Source organism: Leptospiraceae bacterium (assembly GCA_025059995.1).
GTDB lineage: Bacteria > Spirochaetota > Leptospiria > Leptospirales > Leptonemataceae > SKYB61.
Map to the genome: position 1 here is coordinate 1 of JANXCF010000011.1, position 16050 is coordinate 16050.

The 16050-nt window shown below is 36.9% G+C and carries 19 protein-coding genes and 1 tRNA gene; 11 read left to right on the top strand and 9 right to left on the bottom strand.

Annotation, left to right across the window (positions count from 1 at the left end; genetic code table 11):
• Both NZ853_11330 and NZ853_11335 read right to left on the bottom strand, forming a co-directional pair.
• Positions 1 to 665, bottom strand: a 665-nt coding sequence (locus NZ853_11330) for an NAD-dependent epimerase/dehydratase family protein (GenBank protein MCS7206276.1), incomplete at its 3' end; no start/stop codon positions are given.
• A 176-nt stretch (positions 666 to 841) separates the two neighbouring features.
• Positions 842 to 1324, bottom strand: a complete 483-nt coding sequence (locus NZ853_11335) for a hypothetical protein (GenBank protein ID MCS7206277.1) — start codon at positions 1322 to 1324, stop codon at positions 842 to 844.
• Between the two features lie 143 nt (positions 1325 to 1467).
• On the opposite strand from NZ853_11335, the gene NZ853_11340 reads away from it, so the two are divergent.
• Entirely contained in the window at positions 1468 to 2127 is a 660-nt protein-coding gene (locus NZ853_11340; GenBank protein ID MCS7206278.1) for a hypothetical protein, read from the top strand.
• On the opposite strand, the gene NZ853_11345 is transcribed toward NZ853_11340, so the two are convergent.
• Positions 2124 to 3302, bottom strand: coding sequence for a DUF368 domain-containing protein (locus NZ853_11345; protein ID MCS7206279.1), 1179 nt, complete (start codon positions 3300 to 3302; stop codon positions 2124 to 2126). The two genes, NZ853_11340 and NZ853_11345, sit on opposite strands and share 4 nt — an antisense overlap.
• A 30-nt stretch (positions 3303 to 3332) precedes the next feature.
• On the opposite strand from NZ853_11345, the gene NZ853_11350 reads away from it, so the two are divergent.
• The 5 genes from NZ853_11350 (at position 3333) to NZ853_11370 (ending at position 7501) form a co-directional block, all read left to right on the top strand.
• Positions 3333 to 4412, top strand: a complete 1080-nt coding sequence (locus NZ853_11350; GenBank protein ID MCS7206280.1) for a hypothetical protein — start codon at positions 3333 to 3335, stop codon at positions 4410 to 4412.
• Positions 4409 to 5569 carry a CapA family protein gene (locus NZ853_11355; protein MCS7206281.1) on the top strand — a complete coding sequence of 387 codons (1161 nt, stop codon included), beginning with the start codon at positions 4409 to 4411 and terminating at the stop codon, positions 5567 to 5569. The genes NZ853_11350 and NZ853_11355 overlap by 4 nt, the downstream gene beginning before the upstream one ends.
• Positions 5569 to 6693 carry a phosphatidylserine/phosphatidylglycerophosphate/cardiolipin synthase family protein gene (locus tag NZ853_11360; protein ID MCS7206282.1) on the top strand — a complete coding sequence of 375 codons (1125 nt, stop codon included), beginning with the start codon at positions 5569 to 5571 and terminating at the stop codon, positions 6691 to 6693. Before NZ853_11355 ends, NZ853_11360 begins: the two co-directional genes overlap by 1 nt.
• 58 nt (positions 6694 to 6751) lie before the next feature.
• Positions 6752 to 6824: transfer RNA gene (locus NZ853_11365), tRNA-Arg, on the top strand.
• A 170-nt stretch (positions 6825 to 6994) separates the two neighbouring features.
• Positions 6995 to 7501 carry a DUF1564 family protein gene (locus tag NZ853_11370; protein ID MCS7206283.1) on the top strand — a complete coding sequence of 169 codons (507 nt, stop codon included), beginning with the start codon at positions 6995 to 6997 and terminating at the stop codon, positions 7499 to 7501.
• A 69-nt stretch (positions 7502 to 7570) separates the two neighbouring features.
• Here NZ853_11370 and NZ853_11375 read toward each other — a convergent pair whose 3' ends face one another.
• The 5 genes from NZ853_11375 to NZ853_11395 all read right to left on the bottom strand — a co-directional run bounded on the left by NZ853_11375 (position 7571) and on the right by NZ853_11395 (position 11019).
• Entirely contained in the window at positions 7571 to 8152 is a 582-nt protein-coding gene (locus NZ853_11375; protein ID MCS7206284.1) for a YceI family protein, read from the bottom strand.
• 63 nt (positions 8153 to 8215) lie between these two features.
• The gene (locus NZ853_11380; protein MCS7206285.1) at positions 8216 to 9004 is read right to left on the bottom strand and encodes an ABC transporter ATP-binding protein; all 789 of its coding nucleotides are present in this window, start codon (positions 9002 to 9004) and stop codon (positions 8216 to 8218) included.
• Between the two features lie 2 nt (positions 9005 to 9006).
• Positions 9007 to 9846, bottom strand: coding sequence for a hypothetical protein (locus NZ853_11385; GenBank protein ID MCS7206286.1), 840 nt, complete (start codon positions 9844 to 9846; stop codon positions 9007 to 9009).
• A gap of 7 nt (positions 9847 to 9853) precedes the next feature.
• The gene (locus NZ853_11390) at positions 9854 to 10681 is read right to left on the bottom strand and encodes an ABC transporter permease (GenBank protein MCS7206287.1); all 828 of its coding nucleotides are present in this window, start codon (positions 10679 to 10681) and stop codon (positions 9854 to 9856) included.
• Positions 10678 to 11019 carry a hypothetical protein gene (locus NZ853_11395; protein ID MCS7206288.1) on the bottom strand — a complete coding sequence of 114 codons (342 nt, stop codon included), beginning with the start codon at positions 11017 to 11019 and terminating at the stop codon, positions 10678 to 10680. The genes NZ853_11390 and NZ853_11395 overlap by 4 nt, the downstream gene beginning before the upstream one ends.
• A 54-nt stretch (positions 11020 to 11073) precedes the next feature.
• On the opposite strand from NZ853_11395, the gene NZ853_11400 reads away from it, so the two are divergent.
• Positions 11074 to 12060 (top strand): WG repeat-containing protein, encoded by a 987-nt coding sequence (locus tag NZ853_11400; protein ID MCS7206289.1) that lies wholly within the window; start codon positions 11074 to 11076, stop codon positions 12058 to 12060.
• Here NZ853_11400 and NZ853_11405 read toward each other — a convergent pair.
• Entirely contained in the window at positions 12050 to 12889 is an 840-nt protein-coding gene (locus tag NZ853_11405; GenBank protein MCS7206290.1) for an 8-oxo-dGTP diphosphatase, read from the bottom strand. The genes NZ853_11400 and NZ853_11405 overlap by 11 nt on opposite strands.
• Positions 12890 to 12944: 55 nt before the next feature.
• Here NZ853_11405 and NZ853_11410 point away from each other — a divergent pair, with 55 nt between their 5' ends.
• The 4 genes from NZ853_11410 to NZ853_11425 all read left to right on the top strand — a co-directional run bounded on the left by NZ853_11410 (position 12945) and on the right by NZ853_11425 (position 16050).
• Positions 12945 to 13367, top strand: a complete 423-nt coding sequence (locus tag NZ853_11410; GenBank protein ID MCS7206291.1) for a CBS domain-containing protein — start codon at positions 12945 to 12947, stop codon at positions 13365 to 13367.
• 328 nt (positions 13368 to 13695) lie between these two features.
• Positions 13696 to 14607 (top strand): UbiA prenyltransferase family protein, encoded by a 912-nt coding sequence (locus tag NZ853_11415; protein ID MCS7206292.1) that lies wholly within the window; start codon positions 13696 to 13698, stop codon positions 14605 to 14607.
• A gap of 146 nt (positions 14608 to 14753) precedes the next feature.
• On the top strand, positions 14754 to 15623 hold the full coding sequence (locus NZ853_11420) for a MotA/TolQ/ExbB proton channel family protein (protein MCS7206293.1): 870 nt from the start codon (positions 14754 to 14756) through the stop codon (positions 15621 to 15623).
• A 7-nt stretch (positions 15624 to 15630) separates the two neighbouring features.
• Positions 15631 to 16050, top strand: a complete 420-nt coding sequence (locus NZ853_11425; protein MCS7206294.1) for a biopolymer transporter ExbD — start codon at positions 15631 to 15633, stop codon at positions 16048 to 16050.

Consider the following 16050-nt stretch of genomic DNA (forward strand, 5'->3'; position numbering starts at 1 on the left):
GTTTGCATTCCATCTCCCCACACTTCAATGTAGTCTTTTCCTGTTAATTTTGCTACTGCTACTTTTCGGCATAATGCGGCAGGTGCTTTTTCTCTTCCACCTCTCCATGTTCCTTCCGGTCCAAAAATGTTGTGATACCTTGCGATCCTAACTTCCATCCCATAATTTCTATGGTAAGCTAAATATAATCGCTCGCTGAACAACTTTTCCCAACCATACTCACTATCTGGCATTGCAGGATATGCAGAATCCTCTGAACACTTTGGATTTTCTGGGTCCATCTGATTGTACTCAGGATATATGCAAGCAGATGAAGAGTAAAAAATCCTTTTTATATTCCTTTTCAAACTTGCATTTAAGATGTTGAGATTTATCTTAGCAGAGTTTGAAAGAATGTCTGCATCGTGCTCTCCTGTAAAAACAAATCCAGCACCACTCATATCAGCTGCTAATTGATAGACTTCGTCGAACTTTGTATCAATAATGGAACGCACAAAATATTCATCCCTCAGATCTCCAATCACAAAGTCATCAGCTTCTGTTTCAGAAAATTCTGGGTATTTTAAATCTACTCCCCTAACCCAATAACCTTCTTTTTTCAACCTTTTTACTAAGTGTGAGCCAATGAACCCACCTGCACCACAAACCAACGCTTTTTTACTCATATTTCAATCTCCTTGAATTTCAATAGTCTTATTAACAATGATCATTAATTTCTTGAGCCCTAATAGTGCTAATGAAAAATAAATTGAGATTGTGTAAAAAAGTATTTTTAGATGATTTTTTTTGAATAATATAAATAATATAGAAAAAAATTCCCTATTTGTAGATAACTCGCAAATCATTGAGGATATAACTCCTTAATTCCAGATCTGTTGATAGTTCCTATAAAAAAAATACCATAACTCCACATCCTAACTAACATATCAAACTTGTTCCTAATGTTCAGAAACAAAATCGGAAGAATCACCATGGAAATACTCAAAAGCAGCGTAAAATAAAAAAGTAAGCCCGAAAGTTTTTTGAATTCATCGGGACCTTCTTCTCTTGCCCTCACGAGCTGGGGAACTCCAATGAAGTCAAATACATCGGCGAAAATCAAAAATAAGCCAAGTAAAGACAGTCCCATAAAAAAGCCATCCGTCTGATAGTTAAATCCCAGCAAAATGGCAATGGCGACGTTTCGAAAATAGCCAAATCCTTTGACAATGACGTTCAGAATGGATGATCGAATGGCTCCTTGTAGAACGGTTTCCGCCTCTTTTACGTTGATAAGGGATTGGAGGAGTTCTATCCAGTTGTAGTCTTTGATGATTTTCAGCAAGAGGTTTCTCCTCTTATAGGTAAATCCAAATTTTCTTTCTACTTATCTTGTCAAGTCTTCTGTCATTAAATCGTGAAATTTTTTGTTGTGTGAGTGATGATTTTTTTCCTTGACTTGTGGTTTTTTTGGGGTGTTGTTTCTCTATGTCAAGGCTACTTACAGAAGAACAAAAAAGACGGCTACAAAAGGTGGTGGAAGATGCAGAAAAGAAAACTTCTGGTGAGATTGTTGTGTATGTGGTGAAGCAGTCGGATTTCTATGAAGAGGCGTTTTGGAAATTGGCTTTCCTCGGGAACTTGGTAGGTCTGACGTTGGTTTTTTTTCTTTACGAGTTCAAGCTGATCCAAGAGTGGATTTGGGGGATGGAGCCTTCGTTTCTATGGTATTTTAGCATTTTGGTGGCATTTTCCTTCTTGGGGATAGCTCTTGGTTATATTCCGTTTTTTCGTCGATTTTTTGTCGGAAAAGAACGGCTTGATGAGGTGGTTCAAACCAAAGCCAAAGAGGCGTTTTTAGAACGAGAGGTTTTCAACACTCGCCATCGAACGGGCATTTTGATTTACGTAAGTATTCTCGAACACCGAGTGGTGGTCTTAGGGGACTCTGGCATCAATCAGAGGGTAAAGCCTGAGGACTGGAAAAGGGTAGTTCAGCTCATCATTGATGGGATCAAAAAGAATGACTTAGCCTCAGGTATCGAAAAAGCCATCGAAGAATGCGGAAACCTACTAAAAAACTCAGGCTTAGCCATCCTACCTGATGATAAAAACGAACTACCCAACGAAATCACAGAGAAATCTTAGACTGGAGGTTCGGGATCCCCCAGCTTAATCGAGAGTCTCTCGAGAAAATACAAAAACCCTGCTCCTAAAATGGCAACCACAACTCCCAACGCAATTTCTTGGGTTGTGGGTTTATCTAAATACCGAAAGGGAAAGATTTTGGTCAAGCTTCCAATGAGAAATCCTGTGAGGGCTGCCATCGTCAAAGAATGATATTTTTCTAATAAAAACTTCAACAAACGAACAAACGACAAAATCCCAACACTCATACCTAAAAGAAACACGAAAATCACGTCAAACTGCCATTGATGCAAAGCCTTCAAAATATTTTGGTATTCGCCAAAGAGAACCAGCATATAAGCTCCAGAAATCCCCGGTAAAATCATCGCACAAATGGCTACCGAAGCCACAAAAAAAATCCATAAGTATCTATTTGGATAGGTTTCGAAAAAAGAAAACCAGTGATCCTTCGCAAGACTGCCTTTTATCAGGTAATGGGTCTTTTCGTCCTTGATACGAAAAAACGCTCGATGTTTTTCCCATACATATTCGGGCTGTAGTTCTTTCAGAGGAATTTCTCCCAAGATCTCGTTTTGATGATAGATTTTCAGAAGAGAGTTTTCTTTTTCTTCTGGAGTTAGCTTGAGGGTAAATTTTCCAGAGTCATCCAACTTGATGGGAGTGGAGGTTTGAGGATTTTCCAACTGGATGTAAAAGTTTTTATAGGGCTCTGTTCCCATGATTAAGAAAGTGATGATTGCAAAAACCCCCATCAAGAGGTATTCTCTCCAGCCATGATCCATTTTCTTGTAGGGAATGGTGGTGGAAAAAAGTATCAAACCAAAAAACAAGGAATACATGTAAAAAGTGTAGTATTCCATCAAAAACGGAATGATTTTGGACATAAGCAGTATGCCCGAGGCTATCCCTAATCCTAAAACCATCAAAAACAAAAAAGGGATATCGGACTTGACTTCTTTTTGATTTTTAAAGTAGCGTTGGTAGAATTTTTTTATTTCCTCAATGCGAATTGTGGAGATAGCAAAGATCAAGTGCTCGTAGATGCCAGAGATCAAAGCGATTGTTCCTCCTGAAACTCCAGGGATCACATCTGCGGTCCCCATTGAAAAACCTTTTAGATAAAGAATCAATTTTGACTTCCACGTTCGGTATTCTATATCAATAGGATTTGACATACAAAACCACTTTTTTTTTGAGTAGTGGGAATGAAAGTTTCTTTTCGTTTTTATCTTTTGACGTTGGTGGGATCACTCATCCTGAGTTGTTTGAGTTGTTATAAAATAAAAGAACCCCCACCTTTGATTCCTCAAGTTGAACAAGTCGAAACAGGAGAAAAAAAGTCTCATTGCCCTACAAACGAGGAAGAGTTTCTATCAATCTTTTCTCGTGTAGAAGCCGAGAATATCGTTCATAAAGCACAGCTCACTGCTCCCCATTATCCTGCCTCGAATGAAAGAAGGATTGATCTTTTTTATCCCTATGTGAAAAATCTTGGAGGTGGTTATATTGGCGTGGGAACAGATCAAAATTTTACGTTTATTGCTTGGGCAAGGTCGGATTATGCTTATTTGGTGGATTTTGATTGGATGGCGGTCTATGTAAATCGACTTCATATTTTGTTTTTTCAGGAAAGTCCTTCGTTTCTGGAATTTCGAAAATTTTGGACCCGAGCTCACAAGAATCAAACCTTAAACTTAATCAAAAACAAAATCCCAGATCCAAAAGAACAGGAAACCTACGTAAAGGCTTATCACTATGCTCAGCCTCACGTGAACGAAAGACTCTCGGATTTGTTTTTTATGACCAAGAACTTTGGTTTTTCTTCTTTCCATAACCAACAAAGTGATTTTGACTACATCAAATCCCTGATTGAAAAAAAACGAATCCATCCCATGCTTGGAGACATCAACGGCACAAAAACCCTAAAAAGCATAGGAGAAGCTTCAAAATCCCTATGCATACCCATACGCATTTTGTATTTATCGAATGCAGAAGAATATTATCGTTATCCTCAAACCTTTCGAGAAAATGTAAAAAGTCTTTTCTTCGATGAGCAAAGCATAATTCTAAGAACAGTCACAACAGGTGCTAAAACCCTCAGTTTCCCCGATGGAGAAAAATATTCAGAAATCCCATTTCACTACAACATCCAGAAAATCCAAAATTTGGTGGAGTGGTTTCAACAAGAAAAGCTATGGATTTTTACCATGCTAAAATACAGAAAAAACCTACAAAAAGGATTTTCTATTTTAGAAACCTATCCTTATACCTCACATTCAAGATGAAAAAAAAGAGCTTTATTTTTATTAACGTTTTACTCAGCATTTCTCTTCTTGCGCAGGAAAGGGTTTCTTTTGCTGTGGTCGGGGATATCATGAATCACCAACTTCAGATTGACACTTCTTACCGAGCCCAGTGTGATTGCTGGGACTACAAACCTTCTTTCGAAAAAATCAAGCCTTATCTTGAGTCGGCTGACATTACGATTGGGAATTTAGAAACCACTTTGCCCGGAAAGCGAGAGTTATTTTCTGGTTATCCTGAGTTTGGAGCTCCCGATGAGCTTTTGGATGCTCTGCGGTGGTCCGGCTTTGACATTTTGACGTTAGCGAACAACCACACGATCGATAAAAAGGCGTTGGGGGTGGTTCGAACGAAAAAACGTGTTCTCGAAGAAGGTTTAATCCCTTTGGGAACTTATTTTGATTTTGAGGATTTCGAAAAGAACTCCGTTTTCTTGTATGAGAAGAACCAAATCCGTTTTGCGTTTTTGAATTTCACTTATGGCACAAACGGAAAAGTAGTTCCGTATCCTCACCTTGTGGACGAAATCGAGTTCGAAGCTCTACGAAAACGGATTGCTCAAGCCAAGAAGCATCGACCGGATGTGGTGATTCTTCTGCTTCACTATGGCACAGAATACCAAACCGAACCTGATGTTTATCAAAGAGCGGTTGTTCGTTTAGCACTTTTGGAGGGTGTGGACATTATTTTGGGAGGGCATCCTCATGTCCTTCAACCCTTCGAGATTCTTCGCATGAGGGACAAATACGGTGTGGAAAAAGAACGCTTGATTGTTTGGTCCTTGGGGAATTTCATTTCCAATCAAAAACGTATTAACACCGATGGCGGCATGGTTTTTGAATTTCAGGTCGTAAAAAAGAACCAAGAAATCTTCATCCAAAATGTAGATTATCTTCCTGTTTATGTGGATTTCTATCAATGGCATGTGGTTCTTCCTATCACAGAACACATTTTTCTTTCGAAGGAGTTGAACCCCCATAGACGTCCCATCTACCCAATGGACTGGAAGAATGAAAAGTATTATATCTACTTTAAAAATCCCCACGTTCACAACAAAGACAAGATGGTATTATTTTTCAAAAATGCAGTGAAAATCCTCAAAACCCTACCCAAACGTTTGGAAATCAGAACTTCCTAATGATGAATCCTTTTGCTTTTTACTTTGATGGAGATTCTTTCTTCGAACAACTCAAAAAGGACCTACAAAAAGCAAAGTCATATATTTATATTGAATTTTATATCTTTCAATTCGAAACGATTGGGAAAGAAATCTTACACATACTTAAACAAAAAAGGCTCAAAAATAACGTTAAAATCAAAATCCTAGTCGATGGTATCGGAAGCCGAGAATATACAGAAAAAATTCAAAAAGAAATCCAAGGTACTCAGATTGAATTTGCCATTTATAAACCTTTGATTTTTAAATTTTTGATTCGAAAAGGCTATCATCGAAGGAATCACCGCAAACTGATTTTGATTGATGATAAAATTCTCTACACTGGTGGGATGAATATTAAAGATACATTTTCTCAAAAACTCATGGGAGAAAATCACTGGCGAGATACCATGATACGAATTGGGAATTCCAAAACCAACCCAGAAATCCGAAACATTTTTTATCAAGCTAAATTGGATTTTTTGAGCATATGGCAGATTTCGAAGAAAGGGTTTTACTTCTTGCGACGATGGATGCACACTCTAACGTATTTACAAAAAAACCAAAACTACATTATTTTTTCCTCCGTGAATCGAAAGCGACAAATCCAATTTCGTAAATTCTTTTTTCAATTCATCCAAAATACAAAAAAGTTTTTATACATCGCCACTCCTTATTTTATCCCGCCTTTACGCTTGATTCGAATATTGAAGTCCAAAGCCGAAAGTGGTGTGGACGTGCAAATCATGACTGCAGGAAACACAGACGTCTGGTTAGCACGCCAAGCCGGTAGAGCGATTTACTCAACACTTCTGAAATCAGGAGTCAAGATTTTGGAATTCCGAAGCCGCATCTTTCACTCAAAACACACAATTAACGAAAACGGAGTCATCGTTGGTTCTTCGAATATTGATTATCGTAGTTTTTTACATAACTTAGAAATTGATATGTTTTTGGCAGATAAAACGGTCATCGAGATCTTTTTAGACCAGTGGAAAAAGGACGAAGAAGAATGCGAAAAAATCATCTATCCTGAATGGAAAAGGCGTCCCCTCTTGGAAAAAATCACTGAGTCCTTTGCTTACGGATTCCGCTATTACCTTTAAGGCTTATAGATTTGCTTTACAGGAAAGTGGAAATCAGTTTTTTTTGACACACACAAAAGCCCCCGTAGCTCAGGTGGATAGAGCGTTGGTTTCCTAAACCATGTGCACAGGTTCGAGTCCTGTCGGGGGCAATTCCCGCCGAGCGCTCGGTTCATAATTATGAGCCAATTCCTAACGGAGCTTGGGTTCATTTCGTTGGGTTTGGAGCATGTCTTCAGGTGGTTTGAGGTTCGAAAAAATTTTGGTAGGTAGTTGAAATTTTTTCGAAGGATTTTTCAAAATCCCACATATTCTCTTATGTATGAGAAATCAAATCCAGTTTTTGGCTCAAGAAAAGCACATCGTATGCATAAACCTAAATCCAAACCACTTTCGTTATCTTTTATATTTATCTCAGAAAAAATTTTTTGGAGACATCCCAAAGACAATAGAATATCTGATCAAAACCCATCGAAATCGAATTTATCAATTATCAATATCCCACAAAAAAAGAACCCTCACAGCCAGATACCAACCGAAAACCAATGAATACCAAAGGTTCTGGATTTCAATCTCTCCTGTAATGTGGGGTAGGCTTTTCCAACTGCGTATGTATATGGGCTATTCCATAAGCTATCTTTTGAGGATGCTACTGGAACTCGAGATGATGCGCAATTCCATAGGACAAAAGAACTCCCAAAGAAGAAATAACTCACCAACTCTAGAGTTCACTTACCATAATTATGACGATAGGGTTGTGGTGGATGTGCTTACTGGGTTCGTGGTCTTTGATTTTTATGATGGGATTTTTCTACAGAGGGCTTCTTGACTTATAGAGGCATGAGAGCCATTTTCACTTTTTTTATTTCTTAATGGCTCTCATTCCGTTGGGAAGGATTTATTTTTGTTTTATTCCTTCCCCACGAATACGAATAGTTACTTCATCACCAACAACTAAACCACCTCCTTCTAAGAGCTTGTTCCAAGTGATGTTATAGTCTCTTCGATTGATTTTGGTCGTAGCTTCAAAACCTATCCTTTCATTCCCCCATGGATCTTTCACAGAACCCACATAACGAACTTTTAAATCCACATTTCTCGTTATACCTTTGATGGTTAATTTACCTTTGAGGATTTTTTCTTCTCCGGGTTTGATGACTAACTTTTCGTTAGAGACAAACTCCATAGTGGGGAATTTTTTTACATCAAAGAAGTCTTCACTTCGCAAGTGATCATCTCGCTTTTGGTTTTCAGTGTCAATTGAAGCCACTTGAATTTTCGCTTCTACTTTATTGAGAGTATTGGTTTTTTCATCATACTCAAAATTTGCTACATAATCTTTAAACTGTCCCTCGACGGTGGAAATCATCATGTGGGTGATTTCAAACCCCACTTTTGTGTGAGCCTGATCAATAACGTAATTTCCTGCCCAAAGAGAAATGCTAAACAACACTGAAAAAACAAAGGTGATTCTTTTCATTCTCTCCTCCAAAAATTGATTTTAACGAAAAGATAAAATAACTCATGTTTTTGGCAAGTGAATTTAGGTTTTTTTTCTTTTGGTCGGATCTCCTGCATCAATTTCTAATGGTCCTTCGGTTTTTCCTTGAATAAATTGCTGTATTAGGAGGTTATCAGTTTTTTGGATTTCTTCAGGTGTTCCAATCATTTCTACTCTTCCTTTATATAAAAACGTAATTCGATCCGCTACATAATATGCAGAGTTCATGTCATGAGTAACCACTACTTGTGTCACATGGAGTTCCCTTTGAAGTTTTCGTATGAGCTCATTAATCACTTGACTCATCACGGGATCCAAGCCTGATGTGGGTTCATCATAAAGTAAAATCTCTGGATTTGTTGTCAGAGCTCGGGCAATCCCTACTCGTTTCTTCATCCCTCCTGAGATACTATCAGGCAGCAAATCTTTTGCGGGAAGCAACCCCAACCAATCCAGTTTTTCAAGCACAATCTTCTCAATTTCTTTTTCTTTGTAAAGTCGGTGTTCCCGTAATGGTAATGCTACGTTATCAAAGACGGTAAGCCAGTTTATCAGAGCTCCACTTTGAAACAACACTCCAATTCGGCTGCGGATTTCACTCAGGGTTTTTTCATCACAATTGACAATTGACTTCCCAAAAACCTTCACATCTCCTTTATCGGGTTTCGTAAGACCAACAATATGACGCATTGTCACTGATTTTCCCGTTCCAGAACCACCTAATATCACCATTGTTTCTCCACGTCGGATTTGTAAGTTCACACCTTGTAGCACCGGACGTCCATCGAAGGATTTGTGGAGATCAATCAGCTCAATCACATATTCGTTCATAATTATGGTCCGAAAAAGTTCAAAGGTCCTGTTACGGTATTTGAGAAGATTTTATTCTCTCGGAGGGATTCGTAGCCTTCACGATAGGTTTGCAAAAACTTGATGGCTTCAATCAAAACCATGTCGGCTTCAGAAACCAAAGAGTCATCGTTGATCAACAAAGCAATGGTTCCTTGACCTTCATTGATTTTGTGGGTGATTTCTTGGAGGTTCGAAAAAATCCTTCGAAGGGATTCTCGATTTTCGTAAATCACCTCAGCAATGATGGTAACAGGATCATCATAATTGATGGTTCGAAGAAGAGTTTTACTATTGATTTGAAGACCTTGATAATTCTGAACAAGTAAATCAAAAAATTCCTTTGGGAATAAGTATCTGGGTTCAATTTTTTTTACTTGTAATGTCTGGTTTTGTTTTTTGATGATTTTGCTTCCTGGATTGATTTCAATCACTTTTTCCCCAATCACACTATCATAGCGACTATATATGGCGTAGTTTTCGTAGAACTCAAGGCTTTTTCGTAGGTTTAAGACTGCAATGGTGATTTGTCCTTTCATTTGTTTTTGGCAAAGATCTTCGCATTCCGAAACAAAAAGAATGTTTTGATTTTCATCAATTGGAAAGTAATCCAAATACCGAACCAGACCTTGATCTATTCCTAATACGTGAACTCTTGTTCCCACTTGTATGCCATGAGCATTTTCAATCACGACAGGAAGGTAATAATTCAAATTCATGTCTTTTTTGGGTGGGAGTATTACCGTAAAATACCCAATCCCCATCACTGATAGCCAAAACCCAATACCCAGAATCACTACGAATAAAAAAACTTTTGACTTCATCTTTCTTCTATCTATAAAAAATCGCACTGATAAAATAGCCAAACATAATCACAAAAAGATAGGATAAGACGACCGATAATCGCACAGCTCTACCCACACCGATTGCTCCACCTTGGGCTTTCAAACCCTGATGGCACGAAATAGAAGAAATGATAAGACCGAACACAAATGCCTTGAAGTTTCCTACCCATATATCTTTGAGTCCTGTTTTGCTTTTGAGGACACTCAAAGCTAAATCATAAAAGGTTTCGTATTCAACTCCTAATTGGGTTTTTGCCACTAAACTTCCTCCAAGTATCCCCAAAAGGGAAGCATAGTTCGAAAGCACAGGAATCATAATCGTAAAACCCACCATTCGTGGCAAAACCAGAAACTTCACTGGATCAATGGACATCACCTCTAAAGCATCGATTTCTTCGGAAACCTTCATTGTTCCAATTTCTGCTGCCATTGCTGAACCAACAGAAGCCGAAAGAATCAATGCTGTCATAAAGGGTGCCATCTCCCTCGTCAAAGTCACTACTAATAATTGACCAACTAATTCTTCTTGTCCAAAATCCTTCAATGCCAAGCCACTTTGCAAACTCAAAAGCATACCCGTAAATACCGCAACCACACTCACCACAAAAAGGGATTTGAATCCATAGATATACATCTGATGCAACGTGACATTGATTTTGAAAACCAGATGCGGCAAGCTCAACACAACTCGAAAGATTAAGTAAAGGGTTTCCCCAGCACCAATGAAAGGATCAATCAAATAAATCTTAATTACTTTTTTGATTAGTCGAATCACAGACTGAAAAAGAGCAAAGATTTTACTTCCTGTCATCATTCTGAGTCAGAAATCACAAAAGGATAGATTTTTTCAATCACGACTTGAAATGTAGCTCTTCGAGTTTGAACCTTGCAATGACGTACTTGCTGTTGATTCTGCTTTTCCATAAGCTCAAAATAAAAAAGACAAACTTCACCTGTATCGAACACAATTTTTCCCAATACGGTTCTTGGCTCAGAAAAGGGATTACTTGCAAGTATCTGAAAGGTCCGATAAAAGGGAACTTCCTCTTTGATTTCTTTTACTTCAATCCGAATCTTTTCTTCTGAAAACAAGGGAAGCAGGATCAAAGCAAAAAATCCCAAGGAAAACAAGTGAAAAAAAAACTTTTTCATTTTATCTCATAAAATCAAATGGCATGACTTTATCAACTATTAAACCAGAGAGCCATGATAAAAATAATAAAGATAAAAGCTCTTTTGCTGATTTGCTTGATTTATTTTTTTTCGAAATATGCTCTATTATCAAAAGAGCTACTTCTTCCAGTAGTTAAGAATCAGAATTGTGAGTTTTATTTGCCCTCAGGAGAACGACTTTTTCGGGTCCCATGCGAAGATGTAGGAAAGCAAAGCTACCATCCTATTCCAGTAAAACACCAAGGAAAATGGGGTTATGTGGATTCAAAGGGTGATTGGTGGATTGCCCCAGAGTTTGATTTTGCTGATAACTTTTATGGAAATTATGCTCGCGTAAGAAAAGAAAACCACTTTGGCATGATTGACCTCAACAAGAAACAAGTTATCCCCACTAAATATCGTTATTTAGGGAATTTTGATCCCGATACAGAACTTTTGCCATTTCAATGCGAAAGCTCACAACAACCCGAATTCGGTTATATGAACATAAAAGAACAAGTTTTGATTTCTTGTCAATTCCAACAGGCATCGGAATTTCGAAACCAAATAGCAAAAATCAGAAAGTGGGATTTATACGGGTTTTTGTATTATGATAAACAAAGGCAAACTCACAGAATTCAATACGACTTTAAGTTTCGATTAGCAGGGGAATTAGGAAACCAGCTTGTATATGTTTTGCATAAACATAGTTTTTTTTACTTCAAACCCATGACTCATGAATTCATCAAAATTGATGATACTTACATTCCTGGCAATTTTTCAATCACCGACCCTCTGGCAAAATTTCAGGACACCCAAACAGGCTGGTATGGTTATTGGAACACAAAACTGGAAATCCAAATCCCTGCCATTTTTTTAGAAGCGGATGACTTTTGGTTTGGCTTCGCAAAAGTAAAAGGATCAAAAAATTATAGAAATTTTATAAACTTTATTGATAAAAATTCTCTATATTCTGATTATCAAAAACAACAATACGAAGAATTCTATATCAACACAAAAGGAGAAAGAATTACTTTTTGAATTTCTTACAAGGATCTCGGATCTTCAGTGCCATCTTCAAAATTTGGTTTTTCTCATTCATGAGAAAATACCCGACAAAAAAATAACCCCGAAACAAATAAGAAAACCAAAAAGGATCATCTTCCCACATTTGAGAAAAAGGAAGTTTTTCAAAAAGTTCCGATATTGTAGATTCTTGAATCACCTCAGGAAGCGTAAACCATTGAGGGATCATTTCGTCGGTTTCCTTTGGTTCTGAGGAAAATTTTTCCGAAAGAAAAACATATCCTTTGACGTTTGGTTTTTGTGGATCCAAGAACAAAAAATGGAGCTTCCCAGAAAATACTAAATCTTCCACCTCGAGTCCGGTTTCTTCCCAGACTTCTCTTTTGGCTGCATCTATCACTTTTTCTTTAGGATTTACTTTCCCCCCAAAACCATTGTAGTAATACTCCCCCAATCCCTTTTTTTTCCATCCCAAAAGAAGAGCTTGATTTTTCTTGAGAAGTGTAAGGGAATATTTTCGAAACTTCTGCCGAAAGAACAAATCCAAAATTGAGCTTTTTGTTTCTTCCATGCGTTCTTTAAGCAAATCCACTTTTTTAAAAGTGAATTTTTCTTTGATTCCCAAGAAAAATGATTTTATGTCTTCTTCTTGATGATAAATCACATTGAATTTTAATTTCTTGAATTCAAAAACTTTAAATAAAATGCGTAGGTTTTCTTGAAATTCTTTGGGGTTTTTATGATAAAATTCAATCCACAAATTAGGTCGAAAAAGAAAGAATTTAGAATTATACTTGATAAAATACAAATCTTTGAAATCTGTATTAAAAAACAAAGGTTCCATTAAATATTAACTTTTTTTGAACTGAAGATAAAGAAAATCCTATTTTGGGGGTGTTATGAAGCCAGTTACTATCTCTGATTTGATGACAAAAAAATTCATAACTGTTTCTCCGGAAGATTACGTGATTGATGTGATAGAGCTCTTTGAAAAACACAAAGTTCATCATCTGCCCGTAAAAGACAAAAAAACCAAAGAAATCATCGGAATGCTTTCTGAAAAAGATATCAAAGACTTCATCAACTTGATGAAGTTACTCCAACAAGAAAAATACAAACTGAAAGTAAAAGACATCATGACGACCCCCATTTTTGCCTATTATGAGGACGTGGGAATAGATCAAGCTGCCCAAGCCATGCTCGATAACAAAATCCACGCCATTATGGTGGTTTCACGTGATACAGAAGAATACATCGGAATCATCACCGTCACTGATTTACTCAAATACCTTGCCCAACACAAACAATACCACAACCCATAAGAACTCTTATTTGAGAGAAAGAATTTCAAACTGGAATGAATTGATATGTTTTTCCTTCCTCATCCAATTTACTTTCATCAAAGGTCTTTATCAAAGCTCCAAAATCATGATATACTTTACTTTGAGATTTGTCTGTAGTTTAATTTCAAGTTTTTCTATAACCATGAATTTTTAATTTTAAAAGAATTTCTTTTGTCAGGGTTTTATTTCCAAATCAAAGAATTCATAATCTATCATCATGTCTTAATAAAACTTTAAATCGGACAGATCAGTCCATCTTTACTCTTGACTCAGTGGTACCTTTTAAAATTCTAACTTTTATCAATAAATGGAACTTTCGGAAAAAATCAGGCTATATATCAAACTAATTCGAGTTTATCAGTGGACCAAAAATGGATTTGTGTTTTTGCCATTTGTTTTTGCTCAAGAGGCAATTGATTTAGCCTTATCTCCTTTTTCTGAATCATCAAAGTTATTGTTTTTTAAACTTTTGATTTCTTTTTTTGCTTTTTCATTTTTAGCCAGTAGTGTGTATGTTTTGAATGATTGGAAAGATAGAAATCTGGATCGTTTGGATCCCAAAAAACGTTATCGCCCCATTGCAAGCGGAAAGGTAACCAAAAACGAAGCTATTGTGATTTTTTTTGTTTTATTTTTTCTTTCCTTCACTCTCGCCGGTTTATTACGAAGCCAGTTCGCAATCTATCTACTTTTGTTTTACTTCTTGATGAATATTGCTTACTCTTACGGTGCAAAAAAGGTTCTTCTTTTAGACGTATTTTTGATTGCTGTGGGATTTGTTATTCGAGTTTTGTTTGGGGCTTTTGCGATCAATATTCCGGCAAGCCCATGGTTGATAAGCACAACTTTTTTTATTGCTTTGTTTCTGGGATTTTACAAACGATATTTTGAAGTTTTATCAGTTCCTGCAGAGAAAATGATTGGTGGGATGTATCACCGAGAATCTTTGCGAAGCTTTATTGATATTTCAGCGGGTTTAGCTATCATGACGTATTCCCTCTATACCATTACAGGAACCCACGCAGAGTCCAACTTATATTGGACCATTCCTTTCGTTGTGATAGGCATTTTTCGTTATTACACTTTGATTGAAAACCCCGAAAACAAAGAAGGCAACCCAGCGGACGTTCTCCTCACGGATCCCTTTTTGATTTTTGTGATCATCCTTTGGCTTGTTTCATGTTATGGCTTGATTTTATATCATTATTTAACCAAGTAATTCATCATTTCAATAAAAAATTGAAATCAAACAATATATTGACTTTTTAAACATAAGATTTCATTTTTTTGTAATAAAATTGTAATATTTTAACTATATCTTTTTTTTTAAATAATCCTCATTCTATTCCCATCAGGAGTAATTAAATGTTTAAGAAATTAAATCCCAACTATACATATCTAACGTTGATTTTAGCTTTTGGGTTGTTTTTAGGTTATAGCTTTCATCCCTTGATACATGCTCAACCTGCGCCTACACAACAAAACCAACAAACACAAGAAAACCAACAACCAGCCCAACAAGAAAAACAAGAAGCTCAAGAAAAAACACAAAATCAAGGAACCCAGCAACCAGCTCAAAGCGCCGTTACAACCATTTGGTCACTTTTCCAAGCAGGTGGACCTTTCATGTGGCCATTACTTTTAGCATCGATCATTGGATTGGCAATCTCTCTCGAAAGAATTTTTTACTTTGCTTTCCACAAGTTCACGAAAAAAACCTATGAACAAGATATTTTAGATCGGTTGAGCGATAGTTTAGAGTCAGCATTAGAATACGTTGAACAAAACCGTAAGTATTTGATTTCAAAAATCATTTCTGAAGGTATCGATGTTTCGGAGAAGGACCCAGATAAATTCATCAAAGGTGTAGAAAGAGAGGCTCTTACTTATTTTGCTCAAGCTGAACGAGGCCTTCCCATACTTGCTGCTATATCCACGATTGCACCGTTAATTGGGTTTTTGGGGACAGTTTCAGGTATGATTGGCGCCTTCGATGCCATTGCTAACGCCGATACCGTAAACGCAAAGATTGTTGCTGCTGGTATTAAAGAAGCATTGATTACTACAGCTACGGGATTAATCATAGCAGTTCCAACCATGGCAATGTTCCAATACTTCCAAAACAAAGTAAATACTTTCTCCGCCGAGATTGAAACCGTAGCCAATCATATCTATAAAGAACTCCTCCGATTAAAGGGCAGAAAAGAAACTGAAAACAAAATAGCAATCAATTAAAAGTTTTATGAGTATCAGAAAGAGATCCCAATTAGAAGAAATTTCAGCGGCTTCCATGTCGGACTTGGCGTTTTTGCTTTTGGTTTTCTTTATGGTGGCTTCGGTGTTTTATGTGAGAGAAGGATTGGTATCATCACTTCCCAAAAAAAACGCCCAGCCAAAATTAGTTCTACGAAAGAACATCTATAGGTTTGAAATTCAAAATAATCAAATTCAGATATCAAATCCAGGTCTTGGGAAAAAAACCTACAAAAGCATTCAAGAATTCAGAGAAGCATTAAAAGATGAAATCCAAATAGAAAATATCCATGAAAAATACGCAGTTATTAGTGCTTTCAATACTAACGTACAAACCCTGGTTTCTGTGTTGAGTTCAGTGAAAGAAAAAGGCTTCAAGAACATATCCCTACAAAAATCATTGAAGTGA

What these genes read in the sequence shown, in the direction of transcription:
- NZ853_11415 (MCS7206292.1), top strand. Translation starts at nt 13,696, where the DNA reads ATGGAACTTTCGGAAAAAATCAGGCTATATATCAAACTAATTCGAGTT.
- NZ853_11400 (MCS7206289.1), top strand. Translation starts at nt 11,074, where the DNA reads ATGATAAAAATAATAAAGATAAAAGCTCTTTTGCTGATTTGCTTGATT.
- NZ853_11345 (MCS7206279.1), bottom strand. Translation starts at nt 3,302, where the DNA reads ATGTCAAATCCTATTGATATAGAATACCGAACGTGGAAGTCAAAATTG.
- NZ853_11370 (MCS7206283.1), top strand. Translation starts at nt 6,995, where the DNA reads ATGAGAAATCAAATCCAGTTTTTGGCTCAAGAAAAGCACATCGTATGC.
- NZ853_11375 (MCS7206284.1), bottom strand. Translation starts at nt 8,152, where the DNA reads ATGAAAAGAATCACCTTTGTTTTTTCAGTGTTGTTTAGCATTTCTCTT.
- NZ853_11340 (MCS7206278.1), top strand. Translation starts at nt 1,468, where the DNA reads ATGTCAAGGCTACTTACAGAAGAACAAAAAAGACGGCTACAAAAGGTG.
- NZ853_11390 (MCS7206287.1), bottom strand. Translation starts at nt 10,681, where the DNA reads ATGATGACAGGAAGTAAAATCTTTGCTCTTTTTCAGTCTGTGATTCGA.
- NZ853_11360 (MCS7206282.1), top strand. Translation starts at nt 5,569, where the DNA reads ATGATGAATCCTTTTGCTTTTTACTTTGATGGAGATTCTTTCTTCGAA.
- NZ853_11410 (MCS7206291.1), top strand. Translation starts at nt 12,945, where the DNA reads ATGAAGCCAGTTACTATCTCTGATTTGATGACAAAAAAATTCATAACT.
- NZ853_11425 (MCS7206294.1), top strand. Translation starts at nt 15,631, where the DNA reads ATGAGTATCAGAAAGAGATCCCAATTAGAAGAAATTTCAGCGGCTTCC.
- NZ853_11385 (MCS7206286.1), bottom strand. Translation starts at nt 9,846, where the DNA reads ATGAAGTCAAAAGTTTTTTTATTCGTAGTGATTCTGGGTATTGGGTTT.
- NZ853_11355 (MCS7206281.1), top strand. Translation starts at nt 4,409, where the DNA reads ATGAAAAAAAAGAGCTTTATTTTTATTAACGTTTTACTCAGCATTTCT.
- NZ853_11380 (MCS7206285.1), bottom strand. Translation starts at nt 9,004, where the DNA reads ATGAACGAATATGTGATTGAGCTGATTGATCTCCACAAATCCTTCGAT.
- NZ853_11350 (MCS7206280.1), top strand. Translation starts at nt 3,333, where the DNA reads ATGAAAGTTTCTTTTCGTTTTTATCTTTTGACGTTGGTGGGATCACTC.
- NZ853_11420 (MCS7206293.1), top strand. Translation starts at nt 14,754, where the DNA reads ATGTTTAAGAAATTAAATCCCAACTATACATATCTAACGTTGATTTTA.
- NZ853_11405 (MCS7206290.1), bottom strand. Translation starts at nt 12,889, where the DNA reads ATGGAACCTTTGTTTTTTAATACAGATTTCAAAGATTTGTATTTTATC.
- NZ853_11395 (MCS7206288.1), bottom strand. Translation starts at nt 11,019, where the DNA reads ATGAAAAAGTTTTTTTTTCACTTGTTTTCCTTGGGATTTTTTGCTTTG.